We start from the raw sequence: 14148 nt of genomic DNA on the forward strand, positions 1-14148 counted from the left end.
GCACCGTACCCCTACGCTGGGCCGCGACCGAGGGGAGGCTCCATGGTGCGGCGCCTGGTCGGGGGGTTGGTGGCGGCGGTGCTCGTCGTCGCGGCGGCGACGGCCGCGGACGCCGGCGGTCACACGTGGTCGAAGGTGCGCACGGCGACGTCGCCCAGCCCACGCGCGTCGTTCGCCATGGCCTACGACGGGGCGAGGGGCGAGGCCGTCCTCTTCGGCGGCACCCCCGGCGGCGGCCTGCTGCTCGGCGACACGTGGACGTTCTCCGGCGGCGAGTGGACGGAGGCGTCGCCCGAGCGGTCGCCGCTCGCCCGCACCGGCGCGGCGATCGCCTACGACGAGGCGAGGGGCGAGGTCGTCCTCTACGGCGGGCGCACCGACCGGGGGCTGGCCGGCGACACGTGGACCTGGGACGGCGCCACGTGGACGAGGGAGCGGCCGGCCGCCAGCCCGCCGGCCCGCTTCGGGGCCCGCATGGCCTTCGACCCGGCGACCGGGCGGCTGGTCCTGTTCGGCGGCAACGTGTTCGAGACGGTCCTCGACGAGACGTGGGCGTGGGACGGCAGGACGTGGCAGCAGCTGCACCCGTCGGCGTCGCCGGCGCCCCGGTCGCTGCCCGGGATGGAGACCGACCCGGCGCGCGGGCAGGTCGTCCTGTTCGGCGGCAACGCCGGCGCCGCCGGCGAGGTCTACGGCGACACGTGGGTGTGGAACGGGTCGACGTGGGTGCGCCGCCGGCCGCCGGTGGCGCCCGAGGCCCGCGACGGGATGGGCATGGCGTGGGACGCCGCCCTCGGCGCCGTCGTGCTGTTCGGCGGGACCGACGTCGAGTCCGCCTGGCACGACGACACGTGGGCCTGGGACGGGTCGGCCTGGCTGCGGCTCGATCCCGGCCGCCACCCGTCGGCCCGCAGCGACCTCGGCATGGTGTCCTACGGCGGCCGGCCGCTGCTGTTCGGCGGCGTCGCCTTCTTCGACGCCTTCCGCGGCGACACCTGGGGCTTCCGGAGCTAGCGGTCGGCCACGAGACGGCCGCCGATCGCCCAGTTGGACGGCGGCACCTCGCTGATCACCACCCGCACCGCCGCCGCCTCGCCGCCGCAGCACCGCACGAACGCGTCGGTCAGCTCGCTCGCCAGCGCCCGCTTCTGGTCGAGCGAGCGCCCCTCGAGCATGTCCACGTGGATGATCGGCATGGGCCGATTGTCGCCCCGGCGGCCAGGACCGAACCGATGCGCTGGTGGGTCGCCGTGCCCGCCGGCGTCCTAGGCGGACGAGCGGGCGAGCACGACCCAGCCGATCCCCGCGCCCGTCCTCGCGAACGGGCGCTGCACGAGCCGGCCGGGGGCGGCCAGCACGGCCGTGGCCGCGCCGGCCAGCGGGCCTGAGGGCTGGAGGAACCGGCCGCTGCGGGCCGTGCGCTCCTCCTGGCTGGACGGGGCCGGGCGGCGGGTCGTCACCCGGTCCCTGGCCCACTCGAGCAGGTGGCCGGCCCCGGCGCCCCAGGCCGTCACCTCGACGGGCTCGAACCCCCCGGCCCGCAGGGTGTCGGTGAGCGGCTCTCGGTCGTAGCGGCGGACGTGGCCGACGGCCTCGTCGGTCGGGCCGAAGCGGGACTGGTGGGCGGGGACGCTGAGCAGCAGCCAGCCGGGCGGGCGCAGGTGGGCGCCCCACCGCCGCAGCTCGCCGACGTCGTCGGGCACGTGCTCGAGCACCTCGAAGGCGCACACGAGGTCGAACACCTCGCCGTCGGCCAGGGACGACACGTCGCCGTTGCGGACCTCGGCGCCGGGCACGCCGGCCAGCCGCTCGCGGGCCACCGCGAACGACGCCGGGTCCGGCTCCAGGCCGACGTAGGCCGAGCACCGCCGGGCCAGCCGCCAGCCCATCGCGCCCCGGCCGGCGCCGACCTCGAGCACCCGCTCGGGGCGCACCCGGTCGAGCGCCCGGCCGACGGCGTCGAGCCGCAGCCAGGCGGCGGTGGTCAGCGGCGGCGCGGTCACGAGGGCGTTCAGGCTACCGATAGGGCACCGATGACCACGGGACCGGCGTCCCCAGCCCCTATCCTCGGTCGGATCGTGCCCGCCCCCGACCTCGCCGACCTCGCCGCCGCGTCCGCGCGCCTGGAGCACCTCCCCGCGTCGTCCGCCGTGGCCTGGGCGTGGGAGCGCTTCGGCGAGGCCTGCGTGCTCACCGCCTCGTTCCAGGACTGCGTGCTGCTCGACATCGCCGTGCAGGTGGCGCCGGGCATCGAGGTCGTGTTCCTCGACACCCAGTACCACTTCGCCGAGACGCTGGCCTACGTCGAGCAGGTGCGAGAGCGCTACGACCTCAACCTCACGGTGGTCGAGCCGGTCGTCGCCATGGACGACCGCTGGCGCTTCGACCAGAACGGGTGCTGCCGGTCCCGCAAGGTCGAGCCGCTGCGGCGGGCGCTCGAGGGCCGGTCGGCCTGGATCACCGGCCTGCGCCGCAGCGAGGCGCCCAGCCGGGCGGGCGCGCCGATCGTGTCGTGGGACCTGATGCAGGACGTGGTCAAGGTCAACCCGCTCGCGACGTGGACCGACCACGACGTCGAGCTGTACGTGAAGGACCACGACCTGCCCGTGCACCCGCTCACCGACGAGGGCTACTCGTCGATCGGCTGCTGGCCCTGCACCCGCCCGGTCGCCCCCGGCGAGCACGCGAGGGCGGGCCGCTGGGCCGACTCCGCGAAGACGGAGTGCGGCCTCCACGGCGAGCCGGAGGGCTAGGGCCCCAGCCGGTCGAGCAGGGGGCGGACCACCGCGGCGGGGCGGAAGGATCGCTCGGCCAGACCGGCCGCCGACTGCCGCAGCGAGAGCAGGCGGTCCCGGTCGGCGGCCAGTGCGGCGAGGGCGTCGGCCAGGGCGACGGGGTCGCCTGGCGGGACGAGCACGGCGGCGTCGCCGAGCACCCGGCGCTGGGGCGGCGTGTCGGACGTGACGACCGCGCACCCGGCGGCCGCCCCTTGGTACACCTTGTTGGGCACGACCCGGCGGGCCTTGTCGCCGGTGCCGAAGATGCCGAGGCACACGTCGTGGGCGGCGACGAGGTCGGGCAGGTCGGTCCCCGGCACCCAGTCCCGCCACTCGACCCCGGGCACGCCGGCGGCGGCCGCCTCGGTGGCGGCCCGGTCCTGGCCGGTGCCGACCATCGTCGCCGTCACCGCCACCCCCCGCCGGGCCAGGTCTGCCAGGGCGGCCCCGATCATCGGCGCCCCCTGGAGCGGCGTGTACAGGCCGAAGAAGGCGACCCGCAGCGGGGCCGACGGCGGCGAGGGGGAGGAGGGCGGCGGGCGGAACCACCAGTCGGGCGCGCCGACCGGCACGACCACGCCCTTGCCGGCCGAGCGGCCGAGCAGCCCGACGTGCTCGTCGGTGTCGACGACGACGACGGATGCCGACGCCAGCGCGGCCCGGTCCACCAGGTCGAGGGCCCGCACGACCGGCCCGCCGGTCGTCCCCCGGTCCCTCGCCGTGTCCGCCGCCATCACCAGCTGGTCGAGCACGACCGGGGTGCGGGGGAACAGCAGGCGGGCGAGGTGGACGTCGAAGTGGCCGAGGTAGCCGACCACCACCGCGTCGGGGCGCCGCCCCCTGGCCGCCCGCCGGGCGGCGACGGCCAGCCGGGCCCACGCCCGGGCCAGCCGCCACCCGAGGCCGGCGGCCAGCCACGGGCGGCGCAGCGCCCGCACCCAGTAGGCGGTGTCGACCCCGAGGGGGACGTTGACCTCGACGACCTCGACCCCGGCGGCGGCCATGCCGTCGCGCAGGACGACCACCCTCGGATGACGGGACCCGTCGTAGGTCCCGAGGAACAGGACGGGCAACCGGCTACTGGCTGGCCGGCTCGACGCTGCTCTTCGGCCTGGTCACCCGCACGACGAGGTCGGCGAGGAGGCCCACGGCGAACACCTGGAAGGCGGCGAACAGGATCAGCAGGGTGTTCGTCGCCACCCGGTAGTCCTTGGTGGCGAAGTCGTAGCCGAGCTTCACCAGGCCGACGGCGGTGAGCAGGAAGCCGAGGGGCAGGAAGATGCGCAGCGGGTTGTAGGACAGCACCAGCCGCAGCACCTGGAGCAGGTAGCGGCGGGTGTCGGCCCACCAGTGGAACTTCGAGCGGCCGGCTCGCGGGAAGTAGTCGATGGGCACGTACTTCACCGAGTAGCCGTTGGCCAGGAACGACATCGTGATCGTGGTGACGCAGCTGAACCCGGGCGGCAGCAGGTGGAGGAACTGGGCCGCGACGTCCCGTCGGAAGGCGCGCAGCCCCGAGTTGAGGTCGGGGATCGGGGTCTCGACGAGGAAGCTGGCCAGCCGGCGGATGAACCACTTGGCCGGCACCCTGGCGAACTTCACGGTGCCCTGCTCGGACGTGCGGGCGCCGACGACCTGGTCCCACCCCTCGAGCTCCTTCACCAGCTCGGGGATGCGGTCGTTCGGGTAGGTCATGTCGGCGTCGGTCCACACGACGACGTCGCCCCTCGCCGCCGCCGTGCCGGCCCGGCGGGCCGTGCCCGACCCCCGGTTCTGGGCGAAGCGGATCAGGCGGATGCCCTCGATCTCCCGCAGCTGGTCGCTGGAGCCGTCGTCGGAGCCGTCGTCCACGACGATGATCTCGAACGAGTAGGGCGACGCCTCGAGCGCGGCCCGGATGCGGACGATCTCGTCGCGCAGGTGGCCCTTCTCGTTGTAGACGGGAAGGACGACGGAGACGTCGACGGCGGAAGGGCTGGTCATGGGGCCGGCCCAGGATACTTGGCCGCCCTGGGGGCCAGGGTGGAGGCGGCGGCGAGGGCGTCGACGGCCACCCACACGAGGCGGGACAGCAGGGCGGCGGCCAGCGCGTCCGCGGCCGGCACCCGGGTGGCGAGCGCGGCGGTGAGGGCGGCCTCCCGCACGCCGAGCCCAGCGGGGGCGACGACGACCGCGAACCCGGCCAACCAGGCGAGCGCGGTCGCGGGGACCGACAGCGACGGGACGGCGGGGGCGCCGACGGCGAGCAGCAGGGCGGCGGTGGCGAGGCCGGCCAGCGCCCAGCTGGCGGCCTGGAGGACGGCGCAGCGGGCGACGACCCGGCCGGGGACGGCGACGGCCGCGCCGGGCCGGCCGGCGGCCCTCGCCGCCAGCGAGAGGACGGCGCGGAGCACGGGCGGGACGGCCAGCGCGGCGAGGGGGAGGGCGGCGAGCGGCGTCCAGGCGAGGCCGCCCGACCCGGCCCCGGCCAGCGCGGGGACGGCGGCGATGCCGACAGCGGCGCCGCCGACCGCCGACGCCGCCACCTCGACGGCGGTCACCGCCGCGGCCGCCCCGAGCGGCGCGCCGGCCCGGTGGAGGCGCTCGGTGGCGCTGACCGGCTGCCACACCCCGCCGGGGAGGTACTTGGCCACGGTGGCCCGGAGCCACACGCGGGCGGCGGTGCCGGGCGGCACGGGGGTGAGGGCGACGGCGGCGACCGTCCACGACGCCGCCGCCAGCCCGACCCGCCCGGCGGCCAGGCAGACCGCGGCGACGGCCACCCACGCCGGCGAGGCCCGTTCGACGGCGTCCGCGGCGTCGCCCAGGGCCGAGCGGAACGCGAGGGCGACGGCGACCGCGCCCCCCACGGCCACCGCCGCACCGGCCACCGGCGCCCACCGCCGGGCGGCGCTCACCACGGGGGCGCCGGCGCAGAGGGGAGGGTGCCGGTCGCCGCACCGGCCACTCGCGCCCGCCGGGCGGCGGTCACGACGACGGCGCCGGCGCGGTCGGGAGGGCGCCGGGGGGCGGTCACCACGGCGGCGCGGACGGGACGGCGCCGGGGGGCGGTCACCACGGGGGCGCGGACGAGAACGGGCGGGCGCCCGCCGGCGCACCCGCCGCGGCCACTGGCGCCCGCCGGGCGGGCGTCACCGACCGGAGGCGAGGAAGGCGTCGAGCAGGCGGCGGGCGGCGGCGCCGGGGGCGATTGCGCCGGCCGCCACCTCGGCCTCCAGCCGGTGCAGCAGGCGGCGGACCTCGGGGTCGCGGCGCAGCCGGTCGAGCACGCTGTCGGTCACCTCCCGCCACATCCACGACCGGGCCTGGTCGGCCCGCAGGCGGGCGATGCCGGCCTCGCCCAGCGCGGCTCCGAACTCGGCGACGGCGGCGTCCACGTCCGCGATCCCGTCGCCGGTCACCGACGAGACCAGCACCACCCGGGGCTGCCACTCCGGGTGCGACGGCCGCACGAGCTGGAGCGCCGCCTTCCAGTCGGCCGCCGCGTGCCGAGCCGGGCCGGCCAGCTCGCCGTCGGCCTTGGTCACGACGACCACGTCGGCCAGCTCGGCGATGCCCCGCTTGATGGCCTGGAGCTCGTCGCCCCCACCCGGCGCGGCGAGCAGCAGGAACAGGTCCACCAGCTCGGACACGGCCACCTCGGCCTGGCCGACGCCGACGGTCTCGACCAGCACCCGGTCGAACCCGGCCGCCTCGCACAGCAGCAGCGCCTCGCGGGTGCGGCGGGCGACGCCGCCCGTCGACCCGCCCGACGGCGACGGGCGCACGAACGCCGCCGGGTGGCGGGCCAGGTCGGCCATGCGGGTCTTGTCCCCGAGGATCGACCCGCCCGACCGGGTGCTCGACGGGTCGACGGCCAGCACGGCGACGCGGTGCCCGGCGGCGACGAGGTGGAGGCCGAACGCCTCGACGAACGTCGACTTCCCGGCCCCCGGCGCGCCGGACACGCCGATCCGCACCGACCGGCCGGTGCGGTCGAGCACCCGGGCGACGACCTCGTCGGCGGCGGCGCGGTGGTCGTCCCGCGTCGACTCGACGAGCGTGATGGCCCTGGCCAGGCTGCGCCGGTCGCCGGCCAGCACACCGGCCACCAGCCCGTCGACGTCGGGCAACGGCCCGCTCAGGCGGCGGACCGCTGGGCCCGGATCAGGTCGAGCACCCGCTCGGCGGCCTTCGGGATGTGCGTGCCCGGCCCGAACACGGCCGCCACCCCGGCCTGCATCAGGAACTCGTGGTCCTGGGGCGGCACCACGCCGCCGACGACCACGAGCACGTCGTCGGCGCCGGCCTTGCGGAGCTCCTCGATCAGCGCCGGGACCAGGGTCTTGTGCCCGGCCGCCTGGGTCGACACGCCGACCACGTGGGCGTCGTGCTCGACGGCGTCGCGGGCGACCTCGGCCGGGGTCTGGAACAGCGGGCCGATGTCGACGTCGAAGCCGAGGTCGGCGAACGCGGTCGCGATCACCTTGGCGCCCCGGTCGTGGCCGTCCTGGCCCATCTTGGCGACGAGCATCCGCGGTCGGCGGCCCTCGTCGGCGGCGAAGTCCTCCACGTCGGCCCTGATGCGCTCGTAGCCCTCGTCGCCGGCCCAGGCCGCGCCGTACACGCCGGACACGCTCCGGACCTCCGCCCGGTGCCGGCCGAACACCTGCTCCATGGCGTCGGACATCTCGCCGACCGTCGCCCTCGCCCTGGCCGCCTCGACGCACAGCTCGAGCAGGTTGACGTCGCCCGCCGCGCCCTTCGTGATGGCCTCGAGCGCCGCCCGGCACCGCTCCTCGTCCCGCTCGGCCCGCAGCCGCTCCAGCCGGGCCAGCTGCTGCTGGCGGACGCGGGTGTTGTCGATGTCGAGGACCTCGACGTGGTCGGGGTCGTCGGGCCGGTACTTGTTGACCCCGACCACCACCTCCTCGCCCCGGTCGATGCGCGCCTGCCGGCGGGCCGCCGCCTCCTCGATGCGGAGCTTCGGCATGCCGGACACGACCGCCCTCGTCATGCCGCCCAGCTCCTCGACCTCCTGCACGAGCGCCCACGCCCTCGTCGCCAGCGCGTCGGTGAGCGACTCGACGTACCAGCTGCCGCCGAGCGGGTCGACGACGGCCGGCACGCCCGTCTCCTCGGCGAGGATCAGCTGGGTGTTGCGGGCGATGCGGGCCGAGAAGTCGGTGGGCAGGCCGAGGGCCTCGTCGAAGGCGTTCGTGTGCAGGCTCTGGGTGCCGCCGAGCACGGCGGCCAGCGCCTCCAGGGTCGTGCGGACGACGTTGTTGTACGGGTCCTGCTCGGTGAGCGACACGCCCGAGGTCTGGCAGTGCGTCCGCAGCATCAGCGACCCCGGCCTGGTCGCCCCGAACCCCTCCATCACCCGGCACCACAGCAGGCGGGCGGCCCGCAGCTTGGCCACCTCCATGAACAGGTTCATGCCGATGCCGAAGAAGAACGACAGGCGGCCGGCGAACTCGTCGACCCCGAGGCCGGTGGACATGGCCGCCCGCACGTACTCCATGCCGTCGGCGATCGTGAAGGCCAGCTCCTGGTCCGCCGTCGCCCCCGCCTCCTGCATGTGGTAGCCGGAGATCGAGATCGAGTTGAACCGGGGCATGCGGCGGGCCGTGTAGCCGATCACGTCGGCCACGATCCGCATGCTCGGCTCGGGCGGGTAGATGTAGGTGTTGCGGACCATGAACTCCTTGAGGATGTCGTTCTGGATGGTCCCGCTCAGCTGCTCGGGCGGCACCCCCTGCTCCTCGCCGGCGACGACGAAGCACGCCATCACCGGCAGCACGGCCCCGTTCATGGTCATCGACACGCTCATGCGGTCGAGGGGGATCCCGTCGAAGAGGATCTTCATGTCCTCGACGGAGTCCACGGCCACGCCGGCCTTGCCGACGTCGCCCACCACCCGCGGGTGGTCGCTGTCGTAGCCCCGGTGGGTGGCCAGGTCGAAGGCCACCGACAGGCCCTTCTGCCCGGCGGCCAGGTTGCGCCGGTAGAAGGCGTTGGACTCCTCGGCCGTCGAGAACCCGGCGTACTGGCGGATCGTCCACGGCCGGTTGGCGTACATCGTCGCCCGCACGCCGCGGACGAACGGGGCGAACCCCGGGAGGGTGCCGAGGTGGTCGATCCCCTCGGTGTCCTCGGGCGTGTAGAGGGGCTTCACGTCGATGCCCTCGGGGGTCCGCCAGGTCAGCTCCGCGGGGTCCCGCCCCTTCAGCTCGGTCCTGGCCAGCTCCTCCCAGTCGGCGTAGGTGCGGCGGTCCTCGCTCATGGACCGAAGCGTACGACGGTCGGGGCGTGACCTCGACGGCGCCGGCATGCTGTCCCCATGCCGGTGCGGTACGAGTGGCGGGGCGAGGTCGACAGCGGTGCCGTCGAGGCGCTGCACGCCGAGGCGTTCGGGCACGAGCCGGTCGACCACGACTGGGCCGCCCAGCTGCGCGACCACAGCCTCGGCTGGGTGTGCGCCTACGACGAGGACGGCGACGGGGGCGGCGGCGGCGCTCTCGTCGGGTTCGTCAACGTCGCCTGGGACGGGGCGCTGCACGCCTTCCTGATCGACACGGCCGTGGCCGAGCGGGCCCAGCGGCGGGGGATCGGGCGGGAGCTCGTGCGGGTCGCCGAGGAGCAGGCGGCGGCCGCCGGGTGCGAGTGGCTGCACGTCGACTTCGACGACCACCTCCGCCCCTTCTACGTCGGCGCCTGCGGCTTCACGCCGACCGACGCCGGGCTCGTGGCGCTTCGCTGACGACCCGTCGCCGCCGTCCGCCGGGCGGTACCTTGTCGGCGGGAGCGGGGCGAGGAGGTGACGGTGGCCGCCGAACCGATCACGGTCGCCATGTTCGGCCTCTCGCGGCTGCCGGCGGCCCGACTGACCAGCCGGGCCTTCGCCGCCGCACTCCTCGCCGTCTCCGCGGCCGTGACCGTGGTCGCCGCTCTCCGTCTTCCCGCCAGCACGACCGTGAACCTCGGGGCCGTCCTCCTGGCGGTGGACACCCTCGTCCTCGGCCTCAGCCAGTACTGGGCGCTCCGGCAGGAGAACTCGCTCGACCACCTCTACGAGCGGATCCACCTCGGGAACCTGATGCGGGTGGAGTACGAGCAGTCGCGACCCGACTCCCGCGATCGGTACGTCGGTGCGGCGGCGCTCCACGGAGAGACGCGAGCGACGCGGGCGAGGTTCCTCTTCTACGTCTTCACCGAGATGGACAACCTCGAGTACGCCATCGAGAAGTACCGGCACGGGTTCATGAGCGAGCTCCTCGCCGATCGCGCGCTGCGGACCTTCGTGGCGCGCCTCCGGCGGGTGCGGTTCCGGGACGCCGTGTCGTCGCACTACCGGGACGCGCCGTACACACCCGAGACCCGACGCGTCATCGAGATGATGCTGCGGATCGCACCAGGGCTCGACGACGTCGACGAGGCGCTCTTCGCTCCGCCGGAGCCGTCGGAGGCGACGCCCCGCGCCGGCGACCCCGCCGGTACGACCGACGTCCACGGGTAGCCTCGCGGCATGGCCAGCGTGCACTTCGTCATCATCGGGGGCGGGCCGGCCGGCAACACCGCCGCCACCCATGCCGCCCGCCTCGGGGCCGAGGTCACCCTGGTCGAGCGGGACGTGGTCGGCGGGGCCGCGCACCTCTGGGACTGCATCCCGTCCAAGGCGATGATCGCCACCGGCGGCGCCATGTCGTTCAGCCGGCGCATCGCCGGGATGGGCCTGGCCGACGAGGTCCTGCCCCGGCTCGACGCCCAGCTCATCAAGGAGCGGATCGCCGGCATCGAGCACAAGCTCCACCGCAACGTGGTCGACCTGCTCACGAGCCAGGGCGTCCGCCTGCTGCAGGGGACGGGCCGGCTGAAGGGCCCGAACGAGGTCGTCGTCGAGACCACCGACGGGGTCACCGAGCTCCGGGCCGACGCCATCCTCGTGTCCACCGGCAGCCGGCCCCGGGTGCCGGACTGGGCGGAGGTCGACGGCGAGCGGGTGCTGACGACCCGCCAGGCCTATCCGCCGCCCGAGATCCCCGAGCAGCTCGTGGTGATCGGCTCCGGGGTCACCGGCGTCGAGTTCGTCCACATGTTCTCGTCGTTCGGCGCCCAGGTGTCGCTGATCGTCAGCCGCCAGCAGGTGCTGCCCCAGAAGGACGCCGAGGTGGCCGCCGCGCTGGAGGACGAGCTGCTGCGGAGGGACGTCCGGCTGCTGAAGGGGGCGCGGGCCGTCGGCATCGACCGCACGGCCGACGGCGTGGTCGTCCACTGCGACGACGGGCGCATGGCCAAGGGCAGCCACGCCCTGCTCGCCATCGGGTCCATCCCGAACTCCGAGGGGCTGGGGCTCGACGCCGCCGGCGTGGAGGTCGACCGGTGGGGCTACGTCCCGGTCAACCAGCACTGCGTCACGAACGTGCCCCACATCTACGCGGCGGGCGACCTGTCCGGGAAGCTGCCGCTGTCGTCGGTGGCCGCCATGCAGGGCCGCAAGATCGCCGAGCACGTGATGGGCGGGCACACCCGGGCCCACCGCCACCTCGACTACGAGAAGGCGGCGTCGGCCATCTTCACCGAGCCGGAGATCGCCGACGTCGGCCTGGCCGAGGCGGACGCGTTCGCCGACGGCCGCAAGATCCGGGTCACCAAGGTGCCGTTCACGGCCAGCGCCAAGGCGCTCATCAACAACGACTCCCGCGGCTTCGTGAAGATCATCTCGGACCCCGCGACCGGCGTCGTCCTCGGCGGCTCCATCGTGGGCCGCCACGCCGCCGAGCTCATCTCGGTGCTGGCCCTCGCCGTCACGGCCGGCCTGCGGGTGACCGACATCGTCGAGAGCCTGCTCGTCCACCCGACCCTCTCCGAGCTGCTGGCGGACGCCGCCGAATGACCGACGACGGGGGGCGGTTCGACCCCCGGGAGTTCGAGCGGGACGACCGGGGGCGGCCGATCCCGACCTACGAGATGGCGCCCACCGGCCCTGGCGCGCCGGCGGCCATCGCGCAGCGGGCGGCGGCCCGCCTGTTCGACGTGTTCCTCGTCGTGTTCCTGCCCGGCAGCGCGCTCGTCGGCCTGTTCGGCGAGCGGTCGGGCGACGACCTGCGCTTCCCGCTGTGGGTGCTGGCCCTGTCGATCCTGCTGGCCGCCGCCTACGAGATCGTGCTGACGGCGACGCGGGGGGCGACGCTCGGCAAGCAGCTCATGGGCATCCGCGTCGTCCGCCACCTCGACGGCGGCCGGCCCACGTGGGGGATGTCGGCCATCCGGTTCCTCGTGCCGTCCGTCCAGTACACGACGGCGCCGTTCTTCCAGCTGATCGCGCTGGCCATCTACCTGAGCGCCGTGCTCCACCCCGAGCGCCGGGGCCTGCACGACCGGGCCAGCGGCACCGTCGTCGTCCGCGCCCGCTGACGCGCCGATGAGCGGCGGGCGGCCGGCCCGTCTGAAGCTGCGACCGTGACACCTCGGACGGAGGCACTCCCATGACCGGTGCACCCTGCTGGATCGACCTGCTCACCTCGGACGTGGCCCGGGCCCGCGAGTTCTACGGCGAGCTGTTCGGCTGGACCTCGGAGGAGGCCGGCGCCGAGTACGGCGGCTACGTGAGCTTCGCCAAGGACGGCCGGGGCGTCGCCGGGTGCATGGGGAACACGCCCGAGACCGGCTCGCCCGACACGTGGTCGGTGTACCTCGAGACCCCCGACGCGGCGGCCACGGCCGACGCCGCCGTCGCCGCCGGCGGCAAGGTGATCGTGCCGCCCATGCCCGTCACCGACCTCGGCGTCATGCTGTTCCTCACCGACGCCGGCGGCGCCGCCATCGGCGCCTGGCAGCCCGGCCGCCACACCGGCTTCGGGATCGTGCGCGAGCCGGGGTCGCCGGGCTGGTTCGAGCTCCACACCCGGGACTACGAGGCGAGCGTCCGCTTCTACCGCGAGGTTTTCGCGTGGGACACCCACACCGCCGGCGACACGCCCGAGTTCCGCTACACGACCCTCGGCGAGGGCGAGGCCGCCCAGGCCGGCGTGATGGACGCGAGCGCGTTCCTGCCCGAGGGCGTCCCCGCCCACTGGTCGATCTACTTCGCGGTGGACAGCACCGACGAGACCCTGGCCAGGGCCGAGGCCCTCGGCGGTCGGGTCGTCCAGCCGGCCGAGACCACGCCGTACGGGCGCCTCGCGCAGGCCGCCGACCCGACCGGCGCGCTGTTCAAGCTCATCGCCAGGGTCTGATCGAGGCGACGGCGGGTCGCCCGGTCAGCCGCGGATGTCGACGGTCGCGACCGTGCGACCGGCGCTCCCGAGGAAGGGGGCCGCCTCCGCGAAGGCGACGACGGCGACGCTGGCCTCGCCGGGGTGGAACGGGGGCCCGTCGACCGGCTCGGCCCTGACCGTCCACGCCACCCGGTGCCCGCACAGCACGCGCCCGAAGCCGTACGCGTGCGCCGGGATCTCGCCCTGCTGCTCGACCTGGACGACCAGGTAGGCGGCGGCGTCCTCGGTGCACGACACCGTCCCCTCGACGACCAGCTGGCCCGCCGAGCCGAGCCGGACCTCGTGGCGCACGGCCGGCTCGGCGCGCGGGTAGTCGGGCAGGGGCGCGTCGGGGTCGAACGACAGCTTCGCCTCGGCGCGGGGACCGCCGGCACCGTCGAGCACCACGAACGAGCACGGTGTCGCCCGGTCGGCGCAGTCGACCCGGCCCAGGCGCCGGGACTCGACCACCCGGTGGGCCTCGTAGAGGACCCGGAACCGGCCCTGCCGGTTGGCTCCGAAGAACAGGAGGACGCTGAAGTCACAGGTCGAGGGGGTCGGTTCGCCGACGCACTCGACGGCCAGCAGCTCCTCCCCCCGCTGGAAGCCCCGCCCGACGAGCCAGACCCCCTGGTGATCGACCAGCCCGTCCGCCGGTTCGACGACCAGGTCGGCCGGCGGCTCCACCGCCAGGGCGCCCGGCGCCCACCCGATCGGGGCGACCAGCGCCGCCGCGACCGCCACCGCGACCACCGCACGTGCGCGCACGGCGCACCTCCCGCCTGGGCCGTCCGCCGGCCCTCGCCGGGATCGTAGGCCCGGCGGGCTACTCGATGACGGCCACGACGTCGCCGGCGCCGACGGCCTGGCCGGGGGCGACCTTGACCTCCTTGACCGTCCCCGACCGCTCGGCGGCGATGTTGTTCTCCATCTTCATCGCCTCGAGCACGCACAGGGCCTGGCCGACCTCCACGGTGTCGCCTGCCGACACCAGCACCTTCACGATCGTGCCCTGCATCGGCACGGTGACCGTGCCGGCCCCGGCGGCGCCGCCGTGGCCGGCCGCCAGCGCGGCCTTGGGCCGGGGCGCCGGGCGCAGGCCGCCGCCGCCCGCCGCGCCGGCCGCGGCGACG

General features: G+C 75.5%; 16 protein-coding genes. 7 read left to right on the forward strand and 9 right to left on the reverse strand.

Annotated features, from left to right (window positions below):
• Positions 1 to 42: 42 nt before the first annotated feature.
• Entirely contained in the window at positions 43 to 1014 is a 972-nt protein-coding gene (locus VGB14_03780) for a hypothetical protein (GenBank protein HEX9992027.1), read from the forward strand.
• On the opposite strand, the gene VGB14_03785 is transcribed toward VGB14_03780, so the two are convergent.
• Together VGB14_03785 and VGB14_03790 are read right to left on the reverse strand one after the other, a co-directional pair.
• Positions 1011 to 1196 carry a 2-hydroxymuconate tautomerase gene (locus VGB14_03785; protein HEX9992028.1) on the reverse strand — a complete coding sequence of 62 codons (186 nt, stop codon included), beginning with the start codon at positions 1194 to 1196 and terminating at the stop codon, positions 1011 to 1013. The two genes, VGB14_03780 and VGB14_03785, sit on opposite strands and share 4 nt — an antisense overlap.
• Before the next feature lie 69 nt (positions 1197 to 1265).
• Positions 1266 to 2003 (reverse strand): methyltransferase domain-containing protein, encoded by a 738-nt coding sequence (locus VGB14_03790; protein ID HEX9992029.1) that lies wholly within the window; start codon positions 2001 to 2003, stop codon positions 1266 to 1268.
• Between the two features lie 75 nt (positions 2004 to 2078).
• Between VGB14_03790 and VGB14_03795 the strand changes: the two genes are divergently transcribed.
• Positions 2079 to 2753, forward strand: coding sequence for a phosphoadenylyl-sulfate reductase (locus VGB14_03795; GenBank protein ID HEX9992030.1), 675 nt, complete (start codon positions 2079 to 2081; stop codon positions 2751 to 2753).
• Here the strand turns inward: VGB14_03795 and VGB14_03800 are convergent.
• The 5 genes from VGB14_03800 to scpA all read right to left on the reverse strand — a co-directional run bounded on the left by VGB14_03800 (position 2750) and on the right by scpA (position 9042).
• Complete coding sequence (locus VGB14_03800; GenBank protein HEX9992031.1) at positions 2750 to 3850, reverse strand: glycosyltransferase; 1101 nt, start codon at positions 3848 to 3850, stop codon at positions 2750 to 2752. The genes VGB14_03795 and VGB14_03800 overlap by 4 nt on opposite strands.
• Before the next feature lie 4 nt (positions 3851 to 3854).
• Positions 3855 to 4760: a glycosyltransferase family 2 protein gene (locus VGB14_03805; protein ID HEX9992032.1), complete on the reverse strand. Its 906-nt coding sequence runs from the start codon at positions 4758 to 4760 to the stop codon at positions 3855 to 3857.
• Positions 4757 to 5674: a lysylphosphatidylglycerol synthase domain-containing protein gene (locus VGB14_03810; GenBank protein HEX9992033.1), complete on the reverse strand. Its 918-nt coding sequence runs from the start codon at positions 5672 to 5674 to the stop codon at positions 4757 to 4759. The genes VGB14_03805 and VGB14_03810 overlap by 4 nt, the downstream gene beginning before the upstream one ends.
• 234 nt (positions 5675 to 5908) lie before the next feature.
• Positions 5909 to 6889 carry a methylmalonyl Co-A mutase-associated GTPase MeaB gene (gene meaB, locus VGB14_03815; GenBank protein HEX9992034.1) on the reverse strand — a complete coding sequence of 327 codons (981 nt, stop codon included), beginning with the start codon at positions 6887 to 6889 and terminating at the stop codon, positions 5909 to 5911.
• Between the two features lie 8 nt (positions 6890 to 6897).
• Entirely contained in the window at positions 6898 to 9042 is a 2145-nt protein-coding gene (scpA, locus tag VGB14_03820) for a methylmalonyl-CoA mutase (protein ID HEX9992035.1), read from the reverse strand.
• Positions 9043 to 9099: 57 nt separating this feature from the next.
• Between scpA and VGB14_03825 the strand changes: the two genes are divergently transcribed.
• The 5 genes from VGB14_03825 (at position 9100) to VGB14_03845 (ending at position 12994) form a co-directional block, all read left to right on the forward strand.
• Positions 9100 to 9519 carry a GNAT family N-acetyltransferase gene (locus tag VGB14_03825; protein ID HEX9992036.1) on the forward strand — a complete coding sequence of 140 codons (420 nt, stop codon included), beginning with the start codon at positions 9100 to 9102 and terminating at the stop codon, positions 9517 to 9519.
• Positions 9520 to 9582: 63 nt separating this feature from the next.
• Positions 9583 to 10275: a hypothetical protein gene (locus tag VGB14_03830; protein HEX9992037.1), complete on the forward strand. Its 693-nt coding sequence runs from the start codon at positions 9583 to 9585 to the stop codon at positions 10273 to 10275.
• Between the two features lie 9 nt (positions 10276 to 10284).
• Positions 10285 to 11652, forward strand: a complete 1368-nt coding sequence (locus tag VGB14_03835; GenBank protein ID HEX9992038.1) for an FAD-dependent oxidoreductase — start codon at positions 10285 to 10287, stop codon at positions 11650 to 11652.
• The gene (locus tag VGB14_03840; GenBank protein HEX9992039.1) at positions 11649 to 12173 is read left to right on the forward strand and encodes an RDD family protein; all 525 of its coding nucleotides are present in this window, start codon (positions 11649 to 11651) and stop codon (positions 12171 to 12173) included. Before VGB14_03835 ends, VGB14_03840 begins: the two co-directional genes overlap by 4 nt.
• A 71-nt stretch (positions 12174 to 12244) precedes the next feature.
• The gene (locus VGB14_03845) at positions 12245 to 12994 is read left to right on the forward strand and encodes a VOC family protein (GenBank protein HEX9992040.1); all 750 of its coding nucleotides are present in this window, start codon (positions 12245 to 12247) and stop codon (positions 12992 to 12994) included.
• Between the two features lie 24 nt (positions 12995 to 13018).
• Here VGB14_03845 and VGB14_03850 read toward each other — a convergent pair whose 3' ends face one another.
• Together VGB14_03850 and VGB14_03855 are read right to left on the reverse strand one after the other, a co-directional pair.
• Positions 13019 to 13759 (reverse strand): hypothetical protein, encoded by a 741-nt coding sequence (locus VGB14_03850; protein ID HEX9992041.1) that lies wholly within the window; start codon positions 13757 to 13759, stop codon positions 13019 to 13021.
• A gap of 82 nt (positions 13760 to 13841) precedes the next feature.
• The coding region (locus tag VGB14_03855; protein ID HEX9992042.1) for a biotin/lipoyl-containing protein at positions 13842 to 14148 on the reverse strand (307 nt) is incomplete at its 5' end.

Source organism: Acidimicrobiales bacterium (assembly GCA_036399815.1).
Classification (GTDB): Bacteria; Actinomycetota; Acidimicrobiia; order Acidimicrobiales; family DASWMK01; genus DASWMK01.

Coding starts and splice junctions, on each gene's coding strand:
- VGB14_03805 (HEX9992032.1), bottom strand. CDS start 4,760: ATGACCAGCCCTTCCGCCGTCGACGTCTCCGTCGTCCTTCCCGTCTAC.
- VGB14_03840 (HEX9992039.1), top strand. CDS start 11,649: ATGACCGACGACGGGGGGCGGTTCGACCCCCGGGAGTTCGAGCGGGAC.
- VGB14_03825 (HEX9992036.1), top strand. CDS start 9,100: ATGCCGGTGCGGTACGAGTGGCGGGGCGAGGTCGACAGCGGTGCCGTC.
- VGB14_03785 (HEX9992028.1), bottom strand. CDS start 1,196: ATGCCGATCATCCACGTGGACATGCTCGAGGGGCGCTCGCTCGACCAG.
- VGB14_03780 (HEX9992027.1), top strand. CDS start 43: ATGGTGCGGCGCCTGGTCGGGGGGTTGGTGGCGGCGGTGCTCGTCGTC.
- VGB14_03835 (HEX9992038.1), top strand. CDS start 10,285: ATGGCCAGCGTGCACTTCGTCATCATCGGGGGCGGGCCGGCCGGCAAC.
- scpA (HEX9992035.1), bottom strand. CDS start 9,042: ATGAGCGAGGACCGCCGCACCTACGCCGACTGGGAGGAGCTGGCCAGG.
- VGB14_03845 (HEX9992040.1), top strand. CDS start 12,245: ATGACCGGTGCACCCTGCTGGATCGACCTGCTCACCTCGGACGTGGCC.